The organism is Streptomyces sp. 8N114, from assembly GCF_052245835.1.
Lineage (GTDB): Bacteria > Actinomycetota > Actinomycetes > Streptomycetales > Streptomycetaceae > Streptomyces.
The window spans coordinates 257,127-277,337 of record NZ_JBQQBT010000005.1; the positions used below are offsets into that span (position 1 = coordinate 257,127).

The window sequence follows — 20,211 nt, forward strand, 5'->3', positions numbered from 1 at the left end:
GCCGTGCGGCGTGCTCACTCGCTCCGGAAGCGGTCCCAGAGCCGGGGCAGGCGGTCGGCCAGCGCTGCCGGATCCTCCATGTCGAGAGGGATGCCGTCGGGGTCGGCCGACGCCTCCGGCAACCCCAGGTCCGGCAGGACGGTACCGGTCAGCTGCTCGTACGCCTCGTCCGCCGCGAAGCCCAGCTCCTCGCCGTCGCCGTCCAGCTCCTCGTCGAAGTCGGCCAGCAGTTCGGCGAGCGCGTCGGCGTCGTGCGCCGCACCCTCGAAGACCTCCCGGCCCTGGCCGATCAGCCAGCAGCGGAAGGCGTCGAACACATCGTCGCTCGCGCCGTCCAGCAGAATCCAGGCAGCCGCCCACAGGTCCCACTGGTAGGCACGGTTGTAGCGCGACTCGAAGTGGCGGGCGAAGTACGTCACCGCGTCGGGGTCGAGCTGTGTGAGCCGCTCGACCAGCAGATCCGCCTGCTCCTGGGCGTCGCCGTCGGCCTCCTGCCGGGTGGAGTCGATCAGCTCCCAGAACTCCGTCTCGTCCATCACGCCCTCAGCATCGGGCCTTGTCGCCCACAACGCACGCGGAGTGCGCCAGATGCGGCTGTGTCGTTATGAGACGTGATGCAGAGGTGATACCTGGCACATACCCGACAGAGGCTGTCCGGTATCGCTGTCAGCGTGTTCCTCCCGTGCACGAGAACAACAGCGAGGAGGAACAGGTGCAGCAGGAACCGAGCAGCTCCGAGGGCCCGCTGGCCGGCAAGGTCGCCCTGGTCGCGGGCGCCACCAGAGGAGCGGGCCGGGCCATGGCCGTCGAGCTGTGCCGGGCCGGGGCCACCGTCTATGCGACCGGCCGCACCACCCGGGAGAAGGCCAGCGAGGTCGGCCGGGCGAGCGAGACGATCGAGGAGACGGCCGAACTGGCGACCGAGGCGGGCGGGAAGAGGGGCGGTACGGGCATCGCCGTCGCCGTCGACCACCTCGACCCCGAGCAGGTGCGGGAACTGATCGCGCGTATCGACAGCGAACGGGGCGCCCTCGACATCCTCGTCAACGACCTGTGGGGCGGCGACCACCTGGTCGGCTTCGACAAGAAGCTGTGGGAGCACGATCTGGCCGAGGGGCTGCGCGTACTGCGGCTCGGCATCGACAGCCACCTGATCACCAGCAGCTACGCCCTGCCGCTGCTGAACCGGCGGCCCGGCGGGCTACTGATCGAGATCACCGACGGCACCGAAGAGTTCAACCAGCGCTACCGGGAGCCGGTCTACTACGACCTGGCCAAGGCAGCCCCGCTGCGGATGGCCCGCGCACTGGCGGAGGAGACCAAGGAGTACGGCACCACCGTGGTCTGCCTGACCCCGGGCTGGCTGCGCTCGGAGGCGATGCTCGATACCTATTTCAAGGTGACGGAGGAGAACTGGCGGGACGGCTGTGCCACAGACCCGCACTTCGCCATCTCCGAGAGCCCCGTCTTCGTCGGCCGCGCCGTGGCCGCGCTCGCCGGAGACCCGGACGTGGCCCGCTGGAACGGGCAGTCCCTCTCCAGCGGCGGACTCGCCCAGGTCTACGGCTTCACCGATGTGGACGGCTCGGCGCCCGACGCCTGGCGCTACATCACCGAGGTCGAGCACGCGGGCAAGCCGGCGGACGTGACCGGCTACCGCTGAGCCCTGCGCCGGCAACGGTCACTCGTAGAGGGCCGCCGTCCGCCGCGCCGCGTCCGCGAAGCGCTCCCGCAGCGACGGCGGCCCCAGCACCTCGCACTCCGGGCCCAGAGCGAGCAGCTGGCTGTAGCCGACCTCCTCGTTCTCCACCCGCAGCGTCACCGTCGTACGGCCCTGATCGTCGACGGAGCCGTCCGCCAGCGCCTCGTCGGCCGCGGCCCGGTCGATGACGTACCGCAGCCGACGGGCACCGGACTCGGTCAGCCGCAGCGTCACCTCCCACCGCTGGAGGGAGCGGGCGAACGCCGCCGCCTGCTCCGTCCAGAACGCGGCGAGGTCGAAACCGGTGTCGCGGTCGAACCTCTCGTCGTGGACGCACACCTCGGTGAACCGGCCGACGCGGTAGACCCTCCAGGGGCTGCGGTGCGGGTGACCCGCGTCCGCCGGGACGCGGGCCGCCAGATACCACTGGCCCGCCTTCAGCACCAGCCCGTACGGCTCCAGCTCCCGCTCCACCTCCCCGCCGTCCCGCTCGTCCCTGCGGCGGTAGCGGACGGCGACCTGCCGGTCCGACCAGACGGCGTCGGCCAGCGCGGGCAGCAGCGGCGGTGTCTCGGGCGCCTGCCACCAGCCCGGGGCGTCCAGGTGGAAGCGCTGCGCCGCACTGTCGTGCACATTGCGCAGCGCGGGGTCGAGCGCAGCGGAGACCTTCAGTTTCGCCGCAGAGGCCGCGTCGTCCAGCCCCAGGTCCCGCAGGGCCGAGGGCACCCCGGACAGGAACAGCGCCTCCGCCTCGCTGCGGCCCATCCCGGTGAGGCGGGTGCGGTAGCCGCCGATCAGCCGGTAGCCCCCCGCGCGGCCCCGGTCCGCGTACACCGGCACGCCTGCCTCGGAGAGCGCCAGGACGTCACGCGAGACAGTGCGCTCGGAGACCTCCAGCTCCGCCGCCAGTTCCGCGGCGGTCATCTCCCGCCGCGCCTGGAGCAGCAGCACCATCTTGATCAACCGGGCTGCCCGCATGCTTAATATCCCTCCTGCGGGCCCGTGTCCCGCTGTCACCGTCCCCGCCTGTTATACGACGCCCGCCCACCCGCCCCGGTCAGGGGTGGGTGGGCGGGCGCAAGTGCGGGGCCCGACGAAGCGTAGGCCGACGGTCTACGCGAGGCCGTACTTCTCGGCGGCCTGGCGCACCGTCTCGGACTTGACCTCACCACGCCGCGCAAGCCGCGACAGGGCAGCCACCACCACGGACTCGGCGTCCACGCCGAAGTACCGCCGCGCGGCCTCCCGGGTGTCGGAGAGCCCGAACCCGTCGGTCCCCAGCGAGGCCCAGTCCTGCTCGACCCACTGGCTGATCTGGTCGGGCACCGCCCGCATCCAGTCGCTGACGGCCAGCACAGGGCCCGGTGCGCCCTCCAGCGCGCGGGTCACGTACGGCACCCGCTCCTCGCCGCGCAGCGCCGCCGCGTCACACTCCATGGCCTCGCGGCGCAGCTCCGTCCAGGACGGCGCCGACCACACATCGGCGGCCACGCCCCACTCCTCGGCGAGGATTCGCTGGGCTTCGAGCACCCAGTGGATGGCTGTACCTGAGGAGAGCAGCTGGATACGGGGGGCGTCGGCGGAGGCGTCCTCCGCCTCCTTGAAGCGGTAGAGGCCCTTGAGGATGCCCTCCTCGATCCCCTCGCCCTCGGGCATGGGCGGCTGCACCTTGGTCTCGTTGTAGACCGTCAGGTAGTAGAAGATGTTCTCCTGCGCCGCCGGGTCCGGGCCGTACATCCGGCGCAGCCCGTCCTTGACGATGACGCCCACCTCGTAGGCGAACGCCGGGTCGTAGGAGATGACCGCCGGGTTGGTGGAGGACAGCAGGTGGGAGTGGCCGTCGGCATGCTGGAGGCCCTCGCCGGTCATCGTCGTACGACCTGCCGTGGCGCCGATGACGAAGCCGCGGCCCAGCTGGTCGGCGAGCGCCCAGAACTGGTCGGCGGTGCGCTGGAACCCGAACATCGAGTAGAAGATGTAGAACGGGATCATCGGCTCGCCGTGCGTGGCGTACGACGTGGCAGCCGCGGTGAAGTCCGCCAGCGAACCGGCCTCGGTGATCCCCTCGTTGAGGATCTGGCCGTCCTTGGCCTCCTTGTAGTACAGCAGCTGGTCGCGGTCGACCGGGTCGTAGTTCTGGCCGAGCGGCGAGTAGATGCCCGCCGACGGGAACAGCGACTCCATGCCGAACGTACGCGCCTCGTCGGGCACGATCGGCACCCAGCGCTTGCCGGTCTCCTTCTCCCGCATCAGGTCCTTGACCAGCCGCACGAACGCCATGGTGGTGGCGATCTCCTGCGAGCCGGAGCCCTTCTTCAGCACGTCGAAGGGTTTGTCGGCGGGGGAGGGCAGGCCGACCGGGTGCACCTTGCGGGCCGGCGCAGGGCCGCCCAGCTCGGCGCGGCGCTCCTGGAGGTAGCGCACCTCGGGGGAGTCGGGGCCCGGGTGCACGTACGGCACCAGCTCGTCGTCCAGCTTGCTGTCCGGGATGGGCAGCTCCAGCAGGTCCCGCATGGCGCGGAACTCCTTGCCCGTGAGCTTCTTCATCTGGTGGTTGGCGTTGCGGGACTCGAAGCCCGGGCCCAGCGTCCAGCCCTTGACGGTCTGCGCCAGGATCACCGTCGGGGCGCCCTTGTGCTCGACGGCCGCCTTGTACGCCGCGTAGACCTTGCGCGGCTCGTGGCCGGCGCGAGAGGTCTTGAACAGCTCGGTGATCTTGTCGTCGGACAGCAGCTTGCCGATCTCGACGAGGGTGGGGGAGGCGCCGAAGAAGTGCTCGCGGATGTAGGCGGCGTCGCGGGTGGCGTACGTCTGGAACTGCGCGTCCGGCACCTCGCGCAGCCGCCGGGTCAGCGCGCCGGTGGTGTCCAGCGCGAACACCTCGTCCCAGGCGGAGCCCCACAACGACTTGATGACGTTCCAGCCGGCGGCGCGGAACTGGCTCTCCAGCTCCTGCACGATCTTGAAGTTGGCGCGGACCGGGCCGTCCAGGCGCTGGAGGTTGCAGTTGATGACGAACGTGAGGTTGTCCAGCTGCTCGCGCCCGGCCAGGGCGAGGGCCGCGGTCGACTCGGGCTCGTCCATCTCACCGTCGCCGAGGAAGGCCCATACGTGAGAGGTGGAGGTGTCCTTGATGCCGCGGTGGGTCAGATAGCGGTTGAACCGCGCCTGGTAGACCGCCGAGATCGGGCCCAGACCCATGGAGACGGTGGGGAACTCCCACAGCCACGGCAGCCGGCGCGGGTGCGGGTAGGACGGCAGCCCGTCGCCGCCCGCCTCCTGCCGGAAGCGGTCCAGATGCGCCTCGGTCAGCCGCCCGTCGAGGAAGGCGCGGGCGTAGATACCGGGGGAGGCGTGGCCCTGGACGTAGAGCTGGTCGCCGGAGCCTCCCGGAGCCTCCTTGCCCTTGAAGAAGTGCTCGAAGCCCGTCTCGTACAGCCAGGCCGCCGAGGCGAAGGTCGCGATGTGACCGCCGAGGCCGTAGCGACTGCCGCGGGTGACCATGGCCGCCGCGTTCCAGCGGTTCCACGCGGTGATCCGGGACTCCATCGCCTCGTCGCCCGGGAAGGCGGGCTCGGCCGAGGTCGGGATGGTGTTGACGTACTCCGTCTCCAGCAGGGCCGGCACGGCCAGTCCGCTGTGCTGCGCGTGCTCTACGGTACGACGCACCAGGTACGCGGCTCGTTCGTCGCCCGCATGCGCCGCGACGGCGTCGAGCGACTCGCGCCACTCGCCGGTCTCCTGCGGATCACGGTCCGGGAGCTGGTCCAGCTCGCTCGGACGCGGGCGTACGGGATCGGGCATGGTGGCCACCTTCCGGACGTGTAGGCCCCTCCAAACGGGTCGGGAGGGCGGTTGTGCGGGTGGGTGTTGTGAACCCTGACGGGCAGGACAGGGGGCACCCAACGGAGGGACTGTACGCCTCTGATCGATGATCGATCAAAGCTTCTCCCGAAATTGGCATTCCGTGCCTTGGAAATAGGCACCGGATGTCAGGCGGAAGGGACGCGCCCCGAAGGGCGCGGGGAACTGCGCGACCAGCCTGGCGGTACCCCCTGCTCGAAGAGCTTGGGGAGGGCCCGCACCCGGGCGACGACCCCACCTGCAACGGCGGGTTTCCGTCTCAATCCCGGGGCGCCGGGGCGCAGCCCAGCACGTGCTCCTTCACCAGCAGCCCGATGTTCGGGTCACATCGCTCGATCGCGGCCATCACAGCCTCGTGCTCCTCGGCGTACGACTGCTGCACCGTGCCGAGCCAACGGATCGACAGTGCGGTCCACACCTCGATCCCCAGGCCCTCCCAGGTGTGCAGCAGCACGCTGTTGCCCGCGGCGCGGACCAGCTCGCGGTGGAAGGCCACGGTGTGCCGCACCTGGGCCTCTCCGTCCCCGTGCCGGTCCGCCTCGTACAGCGCCGCCACGTGGGGCCGCAGCGCCGAGACGTCGCCCGCCAGCCGGGGCACCGCCAGCTCGGCGGCGATCTGCTCCAGCCCGGCGCGCACCGGATAGATCTCCTCCAGATCCGCCGCCGACAGCTCCCGTACCCGTACGCCCTTGTTCGGCGACGACTCGATCAGCCGCAGCGCCTCCAGCTCCCGCAGCGCCTCCCGCACCGGGGTCTGGCTGACCTCCAGCTCCACCGCGATCCGCCGCTCCACGATCCGCTCACCGGGCTTCCACCGCCCGCTGACGATGCCCTCCACGAGGTGCTCGCGGATCTGCTCGCGCAGCGACTGGACGACGGGCGGGGTCATGGAAGCTCCTTACCGGTTGCCTGGCGAGTTGATGCCGAGGGCGCTATAGACAATACGACCAACCGCGGCACTCCGTGCCACCCGCGGAGGGATGCGCTGCCATTCCAGGCCAGGCCGAACGGAGCCGACGGGCCGCTAAGTGTGGGCGGCTACGATCCGTGCCGTCATACTCTTACGCAGAGTTGAGCGTGTGCGCTGTCCGCTTTGCTGGTCAATGGGGGACGAGATGACCTTCGAACGTGAATGGACGCAATTGAAAGCCGGCCAAGAGCCGCAGGAAACCCGCATGCAACTGAACCACGCCCCGCCTGCCGACGGCGCCGGCAGCGGTGCGGCTTCGGACGAGCCCGTTCTCGCGGTGCAACAGGACGATCTCGGTGCCGTCGGGCATGAGGCGTTCACCCTGCATGCGATGTTGCGGAAGAAGGCCGATATCGCGAACGCAAGTCTGGACAAGGGCGGTAACTGCTCCACTGCGAGTGCGGCGCAGGAGCTGTCCTCTCATCACCTGGTAACGGGTGACGAACTCGACAACACGCTCGCCGTGTGGAGTTCCCAGGTGAAGACGGTGCTCCAGATGTGCGCCCACATCTCGAATCACCTGGACTACTCGAAGAAGGCGCATGAGCATGACGACCGTGAGATAGCGGCTTCAATGCGCCATCGGGACGGAAGTCCGATGAGTCCCTCCGAAATTCTCAAATACGTGAAGTAGCGGTAGTGCGCGCCGGAGCGGGGACAAATGGCTAAATTTACGTACACGGATCTGGTCGGACTGAACCTCGGAAAGCTCAAGGCCGCGGTCGATGACTGGAAATCCATGGTGGGCGGACTCGACGAATTGCGGACCTTGGCCACCGATGGGTTGCGGGCGAAGGCGAATGCAGCCGTCTGGCGCGGCGCCAATGCCACGGTGACGAAGAAGTTCGTCACCGCCACGGCCAAAGAGGTCGGGGACCTGCATGCGGAAGCGAAGAGCATTCATGCCGTGCTCGACGACGCTTATACGGAACTGTCCCGGCTGCAGAAGCTGGCGAAGGCGTTGACGAGTGAGGCCAGGGCGGGCTCACCCGATATAGAGTCCAATAATCCCAGCCTCCTGGTCTTCGACGGCAAGGAAGGAACCGTGCGGGTCTCGCCGATGGAGTGCCGGGTCGACGGCTACATCCCCGCCCGGGCGCAGGGCCTGATCGACTACTACGCCGAAAATCTGACCGACCTGGTCGCGCATGCCGCGGAGATCGACAAGGCCACCCGGGATCTGCTGCGCAAGAGCCATGGAAAGTCGCCGCACAACGCGGGTCATGGCAAGTACGCCTCGCTCGACGCCGCCCAACTGCCCCGGGCCATGAAGCTCGCCGCGCAGGGTGACAGCGCCGGTAAGGAGGAGAAGGCGGAGCTACGACGACTCTGGCAGTCCCTGAGCCCGGGCGCCCGCGCCGAGTTGTGGGAGAAGCACAAGGACGGGCTGAAGGACGCCGGGATCTTCGGACCCACCGTCAAACGGATCTCGCCGGACGCCGGGTCCGGACGGCACGGGGCGCGGGAGCCGGGGGTACGGGAGCGCCTGACCGAGGCGGAGATGCTGGCATTCGCCGGGGGCGGGGGCTGGCTGGGCATGTCGGATGCCTCTCGGTACCTGGACCATTACTTGTCGAATGATGGCACCCCTATGGAGATTTCCGTCGACAAGATGATGGAAGACTCCCACTTCTTCAGGGACCAGGTCAAAAAATTGATTTCGCTTCAGGAGGACGAGTGGCGCGACCAGGCGCTGCAAGAGTTCAAGGAGAACGGCAACAGGCCGGTTTCCATCCCTGTGGAGACTCGAAGTGACGGTTTCAGGTTCGATCCGGACGACGATCCGAACTGGTTCTACGCTCTCGGCTCGGCGCAGGCCAACGTGACCGGCGTGGTCACTGTGAAGGCCGATGACAACGGTGATCCCAAAGTCGGTCTCGATTACCAGGTGAACGCATGGGACCGTTACAACTGGTCCAAGGGCAAGGGAATACATATCGGCCCGATTTCCGTTCCTGACGGACAGCCTGCGAGCCTTCATGAGACCGGATTGGCCAAAGAGTTCGACGTGTCCGGCAACAGTGCGGTCATGTACCGCGAGTTGACCGGCTCCGGTGACGGGGAGTTTCCGGTGCCTGAGGGGCCTGGTCTGGGACAGGACGGCGGAAGAGCAGACCCCGACAGGCAGTTGTGAAAGCACAGCGAGAAACTCCCGGGAGACAGTTGATGTCGCGCACCAGCCGCTTGGCCCTCATCATCGGTGTGGCAGTGTCGGGCGGCATCACCGCACTCGTCGTCGGCCTCTCCCTCCTCGCCGACGCCGTGGAGTCGGACCAGGTAGGTAAAGAGAAGAAGTGCTGTTGGAAGAAGGGTGTCACACCGGCTTCGCTGAGTCGGAAGCTAGGGATTCGGGTGCCGAATGAGGCCACCGACAGGCGGGCTGCCCTCAAGAGCGGGTCGCGGTACGACACGGCCTTGCTGGTCTTCACTCTTCCTTCGGGCGAAGCGAAAAAGTACGTCGCCACCATGAAGCCGTCAAGTGAAGTGATGGTTCCCAACAAACACCCCAGGAAGGCTGGCTACCAGCCCACGGCACCCTACGGCCGGTTGCACCTCCCGGAGCCCGAAACCCTCACCAAGGGACTGCGGATGACTTCTCTCTGCCCGGACAGCATGCCGTTGGATGAAATCGACGAGGAACCCACCGGGCTCAAGCGTCTGAGACACTGCATCCACCTCTTCACCCACGAATACGAGCCCGGAACCACGCGCTTCTACATCAGGTCGGACATCGAATAACCCGCCAGGCCGGAAGTCGGGCCGGAAGACGGACCCCTCACACGACGGTGCCCCCGCCACGTGGATGTGGCGGGGGCACCGTCTTCAGCTGAACAGGCAACCAGGAGGGGTTACAGCCCCAGCTCGCCCTCGAACTCGCCGGCCTCCAGGCGGGCCTTGACGTCGTTGAGGTAGCGGGCGGCGTCGGCGCCGTCCACGAGCTGGTGGTCGTAGGACAGGGTCAGATAGACCATGTCGCGGATCGCGATGGTCTCGCCCAGGTCCGGGTGGTTGACGACCATCGGGCGGCGCACGGTGGCACCGATGCCCAGCTCGGCGACCTGCGGGTAGTTCACGATGATGGTGTCGAAGAGCGCGCCCCGCGAACCGGTGTTGCTGATCGTGAACGTTCCGCCGGACATGTCGTCCGGGCCCAGGCCGCCCTCACGGACCTTCTTGGCCAGCTCGGCGGTCTTGCGGGCGATGCCCGCCAGGTTGAGGTTCCCGGCCTCCTTGATGACCGGGACCATCAGACCCTTCTCCGAGTCCACCGCGATGCCGATGTTCTCGACGTCGTGGTAGGTGATGGTGCCGTCGTCGTTCAGCCGCGCGTTGACGGACGGGTGGGCCTTCAGCGCCTCGGCCGCCGCCTGCACGAAGAACGGCATCGGCGAGAGCTTGACGCCCTCCCGCGCAGCGAACGCGTTCTTCGCGCGGGCCCGCAGCTGCATGATGCGGGTGACGTCCACCTCGACGACCGTGGACAGCTGCGCCTGGCTGTGCAGCGCCTTCATCATGTTGTCCGCGATGAGCTTGCGGATCCGCGGCATCTTCACCGTCTGACCGCGCAGCGGCGACGGCTCCAGCTTCGGCGACGTCGGCCGGGCGGCAGCCGCCGGAGCGGCGGGGGCCGCCGGAGCCTGCGCCTTCTTGGCCTCGGCCGCCTCGATGACGTCCTGCTTACGGATCCGGCCGCCCACGCCGGTGCCGCGCACTGCGGTCAGGTCCACGCCCTGCTCGGCCGCCAGCTTGCGCACCAGCGGCGTCACATAGGCGCCTTCGCTCTCCGCCACGGCGGCCGGAGCCGGGGCGGCCGGAGCAGCCGGGGCCTGCGCCGCGGGAGCGGGCTGGGCCGGGGCCGCCGGAGCCGCCGGAGCCGGCTGTGCGGGCGCCGCCGGGGCCGGTGCGGGCTCCGGCGCGGCGGGCTGTGCCGGAGCGGCCGGGGCCTGCGGGGCCTCCTGCACGGGCTGCGGCGCGGCCTCGGCAGGCTTGCCCGGGGCCGAAGGTGCAGGGGCAGCGGCGGCCGGAGCGGCACCGGCCGCACCGATGACGGCCAGCTTGGCGCCGACCTCGGCCGTCTCGTCCTCGCCGACGGAGATCTCCAGCAGTGTGCCGGAGGTCGGGGCCGGGATCTCGGTGTCGACCTTGTCGGTGGAGACCTCCAGCAGCGGCTCGTCCGCCTCGACCTCGTCACCGACCTGCTTCAGCCAGCGGGTGACGGTGCCCTCGGTGACGGACTCGCCCAGCGCGGGCAGCACCACGTCGGTGCCCTCGGCTGCGCCGCCGCCGGACGGGGCAGCGGCAGCGGGCTCGGGCTGCGCCTGCGGCGCGGGCTGCTCGGCGGCGGCCGGAGCGGCAGCCGGGGCCTCGGCCTGCGCGGGCTGCTCCGCAGCGGCCGGAGCAGCGGCGGCCGGGGCGCCGGAGCCGTCGTCGATGATGGCCAGCTCGGCGCCGACCTCCACCGTCTCGTCCTCGGCGACCTTGATGGAGGCGATGGTCCCCGAAGCGGGGGCCGGGATCTCGGTGTCGACCTTGTCTGTGGAGACCTCGAGCAGCGGCTCGTCGGCCTCGATGTGCTCACCCTCGGCCTTCAGCCAGCGGGTGACGGTGCCCTCGGTCACGCTCTCGCCGAGCGCCGGCAGGGTTACGGAAACCGCCATGGTTTCTGTTGCTCCTTACAAAACTGTGCGGATGGGTCGCGCCCTGACTGGAACCCGGCGGTCAGTCGTGGGAGTGCAGCGGCTTGCCGGCCAGCGCCAGGTGCGCCTCGCCGAGCGCCTCGGTCTGGGTCGGGTGGGCGTGGATGAGCTGGGCCACCTCGGCGGGCAGCGCCTCCCAGTTGTAGATGAGCTGGGCCTCGGCGACCTGCTCACCCATGCGGTCACCGACCATGTGGACGCCGACCACGGCACCGTCGCGTACCTGGACGAGCTTCACCTCGCCCGCCGTCTTCAGGATCTTGCTCTTGCCGTTGCCCGCGAGGTTGTACTTGAGCGTGACCACCTTGTCGGCACCGTACCGCTCCTTCGCCTGCTCCTCGGTGAGGCCGACCGAGGCCACCTCCGGGTTGCAGTAGGTCACGCGCGGCACACCGGCGTAGTCCACCGGCACCGGGTTCAGCCCGGCCAGCCGCTCCGCGACCATGATGCCCTCCGCGAAGCCCACGTGCGCGAGCTGGAGAGTGGGGATGAGGTCACCGACGGCGGAGATCGTCGGGACGCTGGTGCGGCAGTACTCGTCCACCGTCACGAAACCGCGGTCCATGGCGACCCCGGCCTCCTCGTAGCCCAGGCCCTCGGAGACCGGGCCGCGGCCGATGGCGACCAGCAGCACCTCGGCCTCGAACTCCTTGCCGTCCGCCAGCGTGACCTTGACACCGTCGCCGGTGTACTCGGCCTTGTCGAAGAAGGTGCCCAGGTTGAACTTGATGCCGCGCTTGCGGAAGGCCCGCTCCAGCAGCTTGGAGCTGTTCTCGTCCTCAACCGGCACCAGGTGCTTGAGGCCCTCGATGACGGTGACGTCCGCGCCGAAGGACTTCCACACCGAGGCGAACTCGACGCCGATGACGCCGCCGCCCAGGATGATCGCGGACTTCGGCACCCGGTCCATGACCAGCGCGTCGTCGGAGCTGATGATGCGCTCGTGGTCGATGGTCAGACCCGGTAGCGACTTCGGCACGGAGCCGGTCGCCAGCAGGATGTGGCGGCCCTCGTAGCGCTGGCCGTTGACGTCCACGGAAGTGGGCGAGGAGAGGTAGCCGGTGCCCTCCACATAGGTCACCTTGCGGGAGGCGACCAGCCCCTGCAGGCCCTTGTAGAGCCCGGAGATCACGCCGTCCTTGTACTTGTGGACGCCGGCCATGTCGATGCCCTCGAACGAGGTCTTGACACCGAACTCGGCGCTCTCCCGGGACTGGTCGGCCACCTCGCCGGCGTGCAGCAGCGCCTTGGTCGGGATGCAGCCCCGGTGCAGGCAGGTACCGCCCAGCTTGTCCTTCTCGATGAGGGCGACATCAAGACCGAGCTGCGCGGCGCGAAGGGCAGCGGCATAACCGCCGCTACCGCCTCCGAGGATCACTAGGTCGAAAACGGTGCTGGCGTCGTTCGCCACGTCACGTCCTCCATGCATGGGTACGCCGTAGCCGGTCTCCTGCGACCGGGCGGCTTGAGGTTCGGCCGCTTTTGTCTGCTCGGCCCTGTCTCGGCTTCTGTCAAGCCGTGCGGGGGCCCTGTCCTGCCAGTCACCCATCTTCGCACGCCGCCGGAGAACACGGACGTGGGGCCCTGGGAGCCTGGGGGCAAAGCCCCCAGGCTCCCTCCCGCCGCAACGGCGGTCCGCTACCACGGCGAGCGTCCGGCGTCGTCGCCGACCTCCGTCAGCACGCCGTTCGGCCACCTCAGCCGGGCAGGTTCAGCCCAGGGACGGCAGGTCGCCCGCGGCGGCGCGCTCCGCGAAGCGGACCAGCGTGCGCACGGCCGAGCCCGTGCCGCCCTTGGGGGTGTAGCCGAACGGGCCGGAGTCGTTGAAGGCCGGGCCCGCGATGTCCAGGTGCGCCCAGGGCGTGCCCTCGGGAACGAACTCCTTCAGGAACAGGCCGGCCACCAGGCCGCCGCCCATCCGCTCGCCCATGTTGGCGAGGTCGGCGACCGGGGAGTCCATGCCCTTGCGCAGATGTCCGGGCAGCGGCATCGGCCAGGCGGCCTCGCCCGCCTCCTCGGCCACCTCGTGCAGCGCGGAGCGGAAGGCGTCGTCGTTCGCCATGATCCCGAACGTCCGGTTGCCCAGCGCCAGCACCATCGCACCGGTCAGCGTCGCCACGTCCACGATCGCGTCCGGCTGCTCCTCACCGGCCCGGGTCAGCGCGTCCGCCAGCACCAGCCGGCCCTCGGCGTCGGTGTTGAGCACCTCCACCGTCTTGCCGCTGTACATGGTCAGCACATCACCCGGACGAGTGGCCGAACCGGACGGCATGTTCTCCGCCAGCGCCAGCCAGCCGGTCACATTGGCCCGCAGGCCCAGCCGGGCCGCGGCGACGACGGCGGAGAAGACGGCGGCCGCACCGCTCATATCGCACTTCATCGTCTCGTTGTGGCCCGCGGGCTTCAGCGAGATGCCGCCCGAGTCGTAGGTGATGCCCTTGCCGACCAGCGCGAGCGACGTCTTCGCCTTCGGGTGCGACCAGCCGATACGGACCAGCCGCGGCGGCTGCGCCGAGCCGTTGCCGACCCCCAGGATGCCGCCGTAGCCGCCCTTGGCCAGCGCCTTCTCGTCCAGCACCTCGACGGTGAGGCCGAACGCCTTGGCCGCGGCCCGGGCCTCGGCGGCGAAGGTCTTGGGGTCCAGCCCGTTGGCCGGGGTGTTGATCAGATCGCGGGCCCGGTGCACCTCTTCGGCCACCACCAGCGCCCGCTCCACGGCCGCCTTGTGCGCCTTGTCCCGCGGCTTGGCGCCGATCAGCGCGATCTCCGCGAGCGGCGCTGAGGCGTCCTTGGCAGCCTTGCCGTTCTTCTCGTCCTTGCCCCGGTACGCGGTGAAGGAGTACGCACCCAGCAGCGCGCCCTCGGCAACCGCCGACACCGCCTCGGCGTCCTCGACGGGCAGCGCGAACGCGGCCTTCTTGGTGCCGGACAGCGCACGGGCCGCGGCGCCCGCCGCGCGGCGCAGCGCCTCGGTGTCGTACGACTCCTGCTTGCCGGCCGCGTTGCCGAGGCCGACCGCCACCACGAGCGGGGCCTTCAGACCGCTCGCCGGTGCCGGCAGCTTGGTGACCTCGCCCTCGCCGCCGCTCGCGCCGAGCGTCTCCAGCGTCGCGGCCAGCTTGCCGCCGTACGCCTTGTCCACGGCCTCGGCGCCGGGAGCGAGGACGACGGACGCCTTGGCCGTGCGGGTCGCCTTGCCGTCGGTGTCGCGCTTGGCGACACCGACGACGACAGCGTCCGCGCGCAGCGTCGCCGCGGACGAGGAGCTGAGAGTCAGTGCAGACACGTGGGAGAGACCTTCTTCCTGGACATGACTTCGAAGGCGCAGGGGCGCCTCCGGCTTCGGACGCTCCGGGCATCGTATGCCCGCATTCCCACAACGTCGGGGGAGTTATGGACGGGCATGCAGAATCAAAGGACAGCGACCACAACGAGCGTGCTGCAGGCCGCGACCTCGGCCACCGCCCCGAACACATCCCCCGTCACACCCCCGAAGCGCCGCACACAGCGCCGCAACAACACCTCCGCGGCACACAGTCCGAGCACCGCGCCGGCCGCAGCCCCGACCACCTGCCCCGCCGACCCCGCAACAGCGGCCGACGCAGCGGCCGGCACCGCAACACAGCACGCGGCCACCCCCAGCGCGGCGCCGAACGGCACCGTCTCCGCGACAGCAGCGCCGAGCCCCTCGGGCCGCGCGGCAGGAACACCCTCCCGGGAGGCGAGGGTCAGCGCGCCCCGCGCGACGACGGCGGAGGCCACGGTGCCGACGGCCCCGTAAGCCCACCCGTCCCCGTACAGCGCGGCGAGGGCGGCCACCTGGCCCAGCAGCGTGAACACCAGCGTGATGACGCCGAACGGCCCGATGTCGGACTGCTTCATCACCCGCAGCGCATCCTCGGCGGGCCTGCCGCTGCCCAGCCCGTCGGCGACGTCGGCGAGCCCGTCCAGATGCAGGCCCCGGGTCAGTACGGCGGGGACCGCGACGGCCGCGACTGCGGCGAGCAGCGCAGAGGCCCCGCACCACAGCAGCACGGTGCCCACGGCGGCGGCCACCAGCCCCACCACCAGCCCGACCAGCGGCGCGCACACCATGCCTGTCCGCGCGGCGGCCCTGTCCCACCGGGCGACGCGTACGGGCAGCACGGTCAGCGTGCCGAACGCGAACCGCAGCCCCTCGGCTGTCGAGGCCCTGTTGGTGTCCGCAGGCGGCGAGGAGGATTCCATGGCCGAGCAGGCTACCGGCGCCGCCCGCGCCACCAGCGGCCTCAGGTGGCGTCCATCGCCCCCACCCCGGAAGCCTGCTCGGCGGACGGGTCCTCCGCGGGGTCCACCGGCCCTTCCCGCACCGGGAGTTCGGCGGCGAGCGCTGCCGCGGCCCGCACCAGGGGGAGGGCCAGCAGTGCGCCGGTGCCGCCGCCGACCTCCACGCCCTGCTCCAGCAGCGGATCGGCGGCCAGCCTGTCCAGCGCCTTGGCCTGTGCCGGTTCGCTGCCGGCCTGGCCCGCCAGCCACCAGTCCGGTGCGCGGAAGGCCACCCGCTGGCCGACCAGCGCGCACGCCGCGGAGACGACCCCGTCGAGGATGACCGGGGTGTGCCGTACCGCGGACTGGAGCAGGAACCCCGTCATCGCCGTCAGGTCGGCGCCGCCCACCGTCGCCAGCAGCTGCAGCTGGTCGCCCAGCACGGGCCGGGCCCGGCGCAGTCCGTCGCGGATGGCGGCGCACTTGCGCATCCACGTCAGGTCGTCGATGCCGCCCCCGCCGCGCCCGGTCACCACGGAAGCGTCGGTGCCGCACAGCGCGGCGACCAGCGTTCCGGCCGCCGTGGTGCCGCCCACGCTCAGATCGCCGAGCACCACCAGGTCGGTCCCGGCGTCGGCCTCCTCGTCGGCGACGGCCATCCCCGCGCGGAACGCCGCCTCGGCCTCTTCCGGCGTCAGCGCGTCCTCGGTGTCCAGCCGTCCGGACGAGCGGCGCACCCGGTGCCGGGTCACCTCGGCGGGCAGTTCGCCCGGGTCGCAGTCGAGCGCCATGTCGACCACGCGGACCGGCACTTCGAAGCGCCGCGCCAGCACGGCCGCGGGGGAGGCGCCGTCCAGCAGCTCGCGCACGAGTTCGGTGGCGGTGCCCGGCTGCCGGGTGGAGACGCCGAGTTCGGCGACGCCGTGGTCGCCCGCGAAGACCACCAGGCGCGGGTCGGCGACCGGCCGCACCGGCACCCGGGCCTGCGCGGAGCTGAGCCACTCGCCCACGTCCTCCAGCCGCCCCAGCGCCTGCGGGGGCAGCCCGGTCAGCGCCCGGCGTTCCTCGGCTTCCCGGCGCAGGCCGCCGTGCGGCCGCTCGATGAGGTCGGAGAAGTCATCCAGATCCAGGCTGCGCTCGCTCATGCTCGCTGAGCGTACGTCAGTGCCTTTTCGGCTTCATCAGCTGCTGCGGGCTGCGCCTGTGTCCGGCGCCTTGCTGCACTGGGGGTGCCCCTTGCTGTGCGTCGCATGCTGCGAGTGCGTTGTGGCTGGTGGGGGCACCTCCCGGCCGGAGTCCCCCAGCCTCCGGCCGGGAGGTACCCCCAGGGGGAGCCGTTCCCCGCGCCCCCTGACGGGGCGCGCACCCCTCACCGCAGCGGCAGCGCCACGCCCGCCACCGCAAGCAGCACATGCTCGCACTGCTCCGCGAACATCGCGTTCAGCCTGCCCAGTTCGTCCCGGAACCGCCGCCCGGCCGGGGTCGCCGGGACCACCCCGGAGCCCACCTCGTTGCTGACCGCCACCAGCCGCCGCCGCGTGCCCCGTACGGCCTCCACCAGCGCCCGTACCCGCGCGGCGAGCTCCGCGGCGCCGCCCCGCGCCCACCGGTCGTCGTCCCACGCCTCCACCTCGTCCATGGTGTGGGTCAGCCACAGCGCCAGACAGTCGATCAGCAGCGGCGGCCCGTCCTGCTCCAGCAGCGGCACCAGGTCGCAGGTCTCCTCGGTCCGCCACGAGGCGGGCCGCCGCTCGCGGTGCTCGGCCACCCGCGTGGCCCACTCGGAGTCCCCCTCGCGGGTGCCGCCCGTCGCCACGTACACCACCCCGGGGAACGCGGCCAGCCGCCGCTCGGCCTCCACCGACTTGCCCGAGCGCGCCCCGCCCAGCACCAGCGTCCGGCGCGGGATCTGGGAGACGTCCACTCCGCCGTGGAACTCGCCGACCGTGAGCGTCGTACCGTCCGGCACCGCGCGCGCACCGGCCGCGGCCAGCCGCCGGTGCAGCTCGGGGCCCGGCGGTACGTCGTGCCCGAGGTGGACGGCGAGCACATCCGTGGCCGCGCCGACCAGGCCCGCGTCCCGCAGCCGGGCCAGCGCGTCGGGCCGCCGTACCACGTCCAGCAGCACCACCTCGTACGGGCCGCCGTGCCCGGCCCCGCTGCCGGCGAGCGCGGCACCCGGCGGCAGATAGAGCAGCCGCTCCCCGTCCGGGCCGGTCACCAGATAGCCGGTGCCCGGCGAGTCCAGCGCCAGCGCCCGCACCCGGTGCCCGCTGATCAGCGCCAGCTCCTGCCGCTCCGGCACCCGGATGGGGGCCGGAAGCCCGGCGGGAATCTCCAGCGCCGGCCCGTCGTGCGGATGGGTCAGCAGCACCTGCCGTACGCCGCTGAGCGACTGCCCGGCCCGCGCCGCGGCGAAGGCGGGCCCGGGGGTCAGGTCGAGCAGCAGGGTGCTGTCCACCAGCAGCGCCGTCGCGGCCCGCGCCTCGTGGCCGGTCGCGGCGGCGCAGCGCGCGCAGGGGCAGTCGGACCGGGGGAGACCGGCGGGCTCGCCGGTGCCGAGCAGAGTGAGTTCCACCCTCTGATCGTCTCGTGAGCTGCCGCCGCGTGCGCACAGGGGACTACGCTTCCGGGAGCAACCGGCGATCTTACGGAGGCACTGATGGCGTGGACGTGGCGGTTCGAGAAGGCCGACGGCACCGAGACGGAACCCGCCGTACAGCCCGAGGACTTCCCCACCCAGTCGGACGCCGAGTCCTGGCTAGGTGAGGTGTGGCGGGAGCTGTTGGCGGGCGGGACCGATCAGGTGACCCTCCAGGAGGACGGCAGCACCGTCTACGGGCCGATGAGCCTGCACTCCGCCAAGGAGAGCGACACCGGGGGCGCCGCCTCGGAGTGAGGGCGAGCTCTCGCCGCGGGGTCTGATCTTTCCGAAGAACCGCTACCCTCGGTACTCATGAACGTACGTGGCGCGGTTTACGTGGTTCTGCGGGGTCCGGCCGAGAAGCGGGACCGGACACTGACGACGCTGAAGAAGGCGGGCATCTTCGCCGAGAAGTCCGTCCGCGGCTCCGAGGCGATAGAGGCGTTCTTCTACGGGGGCGACGAGCGCCCGAGCCCTCGCTTCATGGACGCCTGTGCCGCGCATGTCGCCAAGGCGGCCATCGGCACCGACTTCAAGGTCGCGGAGACGGGCACCATCAGCAGCGCTGCCGCCTCCCGCCGGCTGGCCTACAACCGGCGGACGGGGGAGTGGCTGGGTGCCTTCATCGACACCCAGGCCCCCGCGCCCGCCCGCGCCGAGACCCTCGCCCACCTGGCCCGCGAGCGGGGCATCGACATCTCCGACATAGAGCTCCGCGAGCCTCCGGAGTTCCAGCCCCCGGGAAGCTGAACGTACGGGCGCTAGCCCCGCACCCCGAACAGGTGCAGCGACTGAGCCACTCCCCGGTACGGGTCCATCCGGCAGGCGCGCTCCTCCACATCGAGGGCCTCCGCGCTCGTGGCCGCATCGCCCGCATCGTCCGCATCGTCCGCCGCGAAGACCCCGACGCCGTACCAGCGCTCCATGGGCACCCCGATCCGGGCGAGGAACGAGGTCAGCGACTCCAGGCGCAGAAAGCGGTCGCTGGGGGCCGGCTCGGCCACCAGGGCCGCACGGGCGCCGTCCCAGTCACCGCTCAGCCCCGGCCGCATTGCCCGTGCCGTCACGTTGGGCAGCACCAGCGAGAGCAGCCCTCCGGTGTCGAGCACCCGCGCGAGCCCGGCGAGTGTGCTGTCCGGGTCCTGTCTCCGGCCGAGCACATCGTGGCCGAGCACCACGTCGAAGGTGCCGGGCAGGAAGTGGGCCCCGGTGTCCTGGCCGCTGCCGGCCATCGTGCGGAAGCGGGCGCGGATGCCCTCGGGCTCGTCCGCCAGTGCCGCGTCGAGAGCGGCCAGCCGCGCCGGATCGGACTCCAGCCCCGTCACCGCGTGGCCCGCCCGGGCCAGCCGCAGCGCCTGCGCGCCGTCGCCCAGCCCGGCGTCCAGCACTCTGAGCCGCCGCCCCACCTCGAAGTGCGCGGCGATCCGCTCCTCGAGCTGCCGGGCGACCAGCTCCTGCCGGATCAGGGCTTCTCGCCGCGGGCGACCTGCGGCTTGGGCAGGCGCATACGGCGCATCTGGAGGGTCCGCATCAGCGCGTAGGCGATGGCGCCCCGGCGGTTCTCGTCCGGGTAGCGCTCGCGGATCTTCTTCTTCAGCCGTACGGAGATGCCGATCGAGTCGATGACGATCAGCAGGATCACCACGAGCCACAGCAGCAGCGAGATGTTCTTCACCTGGAGCGAGGGCAGCATGCTCAGGACGAGGATGATCACGGCCAGCGGCAGGAAGAACTCCGCCACGCTGAACCGGGAGTCCACGAAGTCGCGCGCAAGCCGCCGCACCGGGCCCTTGTCCCGGGCGGGCAGATGACGCTCGTCCCCGCTGGCCAGCGCCTCGCGCTGCTTGGCCAGCGCGGCTCGGCGGGCCTCGCGCTGCCGCTTGACCGCGTCCTTGCGGGTCTGCGGCCCGGCCACCGGGCGCCGCGGACCGCGCGCCTCGTTGCGCTTGGGTGTGGGGCGACCCTTGGGGGCTTGCGGGTCGCGGGGCTGCTTGGACTCGGCCGCCGTCACCTGAGGTGAGTCGGCCTGCCCTGCTTTCGTCGAACGGCTACGGAACACATCTCAAGAGTACGGTGTGAATCAGAGTGG

18 protein-coding genes are annotated in these 20,211 nt (G+C 70.9%); 6 read left to right on the forward strand and 12 right to left on the reverse strand.

Annotated features, from left to right (window positions below):
- Positions 1-14 precede the first annotated feature (14 nt).
- Complete coding sequence (locus ACTWQF_RS13985; RefSeq protein WP_443279844.1) at positions 15-536, reverse strand: DUF4240 domain-containing protein; 522 nt, start codon at positions 534-536, stop codon at positions 15-17.
- A gap of 146 nt (positions 537-682) precedes the next feature.
- On the opposite strand from ACTWQF_RS13985, the gene ACTWQF_RS13990 reads away from it, so the two are divergent.
- Positions 683-1,663: an SDR family oxidoreductase gene (locus tag ACTWQF_RS13990; protein WP_443279674.1), complete on the forward strand. Its 981-nt coding sequence runs from the start codon at positions 683-685 to the stop codon at positions 1,661-1,663.
- A gap of 18 nt (positions 1,664-1,681) precedes the next feature.
- Here the strand turns inward: ACTWQF_RS13990 and ACTWQF_RS13995 are convergent, their stop codons facing one another.
- From ACTWQF_RS13995 to ACTWQF_RS14005, 3 genes are all read right to left on the reverse strand, one after another.
- Positions 1,682-2,680 (reverse strand): helix-turn-helix transcriptional regulator, encoded by a 999-nt coding sequence (locus tag ACTWQF_RS13995; protein ID WP_443279675.1) that lies wholly within the window; start codon positions 2,678-2,680, stop codon positions 1,682-1,684.
- 135 nt (positions 2,681-2,815) lie between these two features.
- Positions 2,816-5,506 (reverse strand): pyruvate dehydrogenase (acetyl-transferring), homodimeric type, encoded by a 2,691-nt coding sequence (aceE, locus tag ACTWQF_RS14000; protein WP_443279676.1) that lies wholly within the window; start codon positions 5,504-5,506, stop codon positions 2,816-2,818.
- Between the two features lie 319 nt (positions 5,507-5,825).
- Entirely contained in the window at positions 5,826-6,455 is a 630-nt protein-coding gene (locus ACTWQF_RS14005) for a GntR family transcriptional regulator (RefSeq protein WP_443279677.1), read from the reverse strand.
- Positions 6,456-6,681: 226 nt separating this feature from the next.
- Between ACTWQF_RS14005 and ACTWQF_RS14010 the strand changes: the two genes are divergently transcribed.
- From ACTWQF_RS14010 to ACTWQF_RS14020, 3 genes are read left to right on the forward strand one after another with little or no spacing between them, the layout of a single operon-like run.
- Complete coding sequence (locus ACTWQF_RS14010) at positions 6,682-7,170, forward strand: hypothetical protein (RefSeq protein WP_443279678.1); 489 nt, start codon at positions 6,682-6,684, stop codon at positions 7,168-7,170.
- 27 nt (positions 7,171-7,197) lie between these two features.
- The gene (locus tag ACTWQF_RS14015; protein WP_443279679.1) at positions 7,198-8,670 is read left to right on the forward strand and encodes a hypothetical protein; all 1,473 of its coding nucleotides are present in this window, start codon (positions 7,198-7,200) and stop codon (positions 8,668-8,670) included.
- Positions 8,671-8,702: 32 nt separating this feature from the next.
- Positions 8,703-9,275: a hypothetical protein gene (locus tag ACTWQF_RS14020; protein WP_443279680.1), complete on the forward strand. Its 573-nt coding sequence runs from the start codon at positions 8,703-8,705 to the stop codon at positions 9,273-9,275.
- 110 nt (positions 9,276-9,385) lie between these two features.
- Here ACTWQF_RS14020 and sucB read toward each other — a convergent pair whose 3' ends face one another.
- The 6 genes from sucB to ACTWQF_RS14050 all read right to left on the reverse strand — a co-directional run bounded on the left by sucB (position 9,386) and on the right by ACTWQF_RS14050 (position 18,056).
- Complete coding sequence (sucB, locus tag ACTWQF_RS14025) at positions 9,386-11,194, reverse strand: 2-oxoglutarate dehydrogenase, E2 component, dihydrolipoamide succinyltransferase (protein ID WP_443279681.1); 1,809 nt, start codon at positions 11,192-11,194, stop codon at positions 9,386-9,388.
- 61 nt (positions 11,195-11,255) lie between these two features.
- Positions 11,256-12,662: a dihydrolipoyl dehydrogenase gene (gene lpdA / locus ACTWQF_RS14030; protein WP_443279682.1), complete on the reverse strand. Its 1,407-nt coding sequence runs from the start codon at positions 12,660-12,662 to the stop codon at positions 11,256-11,258.
- Between the two features lie 282 nt (positions 12,663-12,944).
- Positions 12,945-14,519, reverse strand: coding sequence for a leucyl aminopeptidase (locus ACTWQF_RS14035; protein WP_443279683.1), 1,575 nt, complete (start codon positions 14,517-14,519; stop codon positions 12,945-12,947).
- Between the two features lie 125 nt (positions 14,520-14,644).
- The gene (locus ACTWQF_RS14040; protein WP_443279684.1) at positions 14,645-15,460 is read right to left on the reverse strand and encodes an adenosylcobinamide-GDP ribazoletransferase; all 816 of its coding nucleotides are present in this window, start codon (positions 15,458-15,460) and stop codon (positions 14,645-14,647) included.
- 41 nt (positions 15,461-15,501) lie between these two features.
- Positions 15,502-16,623, reverse strand: a complete 1,122-nt coding sequence (locus ACTWQF_RS14045) for a nicotinate-nucleotide--dimethylbenzimidazole phosphoribosyltransferase (RefSeq protein ID WP_443279685.1) — start codon at positions 16,621-16,623, stop codon at positions 15,502-15,504.
- Between the two features lie 224 nt (positions 16,624-16,847).
- Positions 16,848-18,056 (reverse strand): bifunctional adenosylcobinamide kinase/adenosylcobinamide-phosphate guanylyltransferase, encoded by a 1,209-nt coding sequence (locus tag ACTWQF_RS14050; protein ID WP_443279686.1) that lies wholly within the window; start codon positions 18,054-18,056, stop codon positions 16,848-16,850.
- A gap of 84 nt (positions 18,057-18,140) precedes the next feature.
- Here ACTWQF_RS14050 and ACTWQF_RS14055 point away from each other — a divergent pair, with 84 nt between their 5' ends.
- A complete protein-coding gene (locus ACTWQF_RS14055; protein WP_443279687.1) occupies positions 18,141-18,377 on the forward strand; it encodes a hypothetical protein in 237 nt (78 codons plus the stop codon).
- Between the two features lie 57 nt (positions 18,378-18,434).
- On the forward strand, positions 18,435-18,872 hold the full coding sequence (locus tag ACTWQF_RS14060) for a hypothetical protein (RefSeq protein WP_443279688.1): 438 nt from the start codon (positions 18,435-18,437) through the stop codon (positions 18,870-18,872).
- An 11-nt stretch (positions 18,873-18,883) separates the two neighbouring features.
- On the opposite strand, the gene ACTWQF_RS14065 is transcribed toward ACTWQF_RS14060, so the two are convergent.
- Both ACTWQF_RS14065 and ACTWQF_RS14070 read right to left on the reverse strand, forming a co-directional pair.
- The gene (locus ACTWQF_RS14065) at positions 18,884-19,588 is read right to left on the reverse strand and encodes a class I SAM-dependent methyltransferase (protein WP_443279845.1); all 705 of its coding nucleotides are present in this window, start codon (positions 19,586-19,588) and stop codon (positions 18,884-18,886) included.
- Positions 19,585-20,181 (reverse strand): DUF3043 domain-containing protein, encoded by a 597-nt coding sequence (locus ACTWQF_RS14070; protein ID WP_443279689.1) that lies wholly within the window; start codon positions 20,179-20,181, stop codon positions 19,585-19,587. Before ACTWQF_RS14070 ends, ACTWQF_RS14065 begins: the two co-directional genes overlap by 4 nt.
- Between the last annotated feature and the right edge of the window lie 30 nt (positions 20,182-20,211).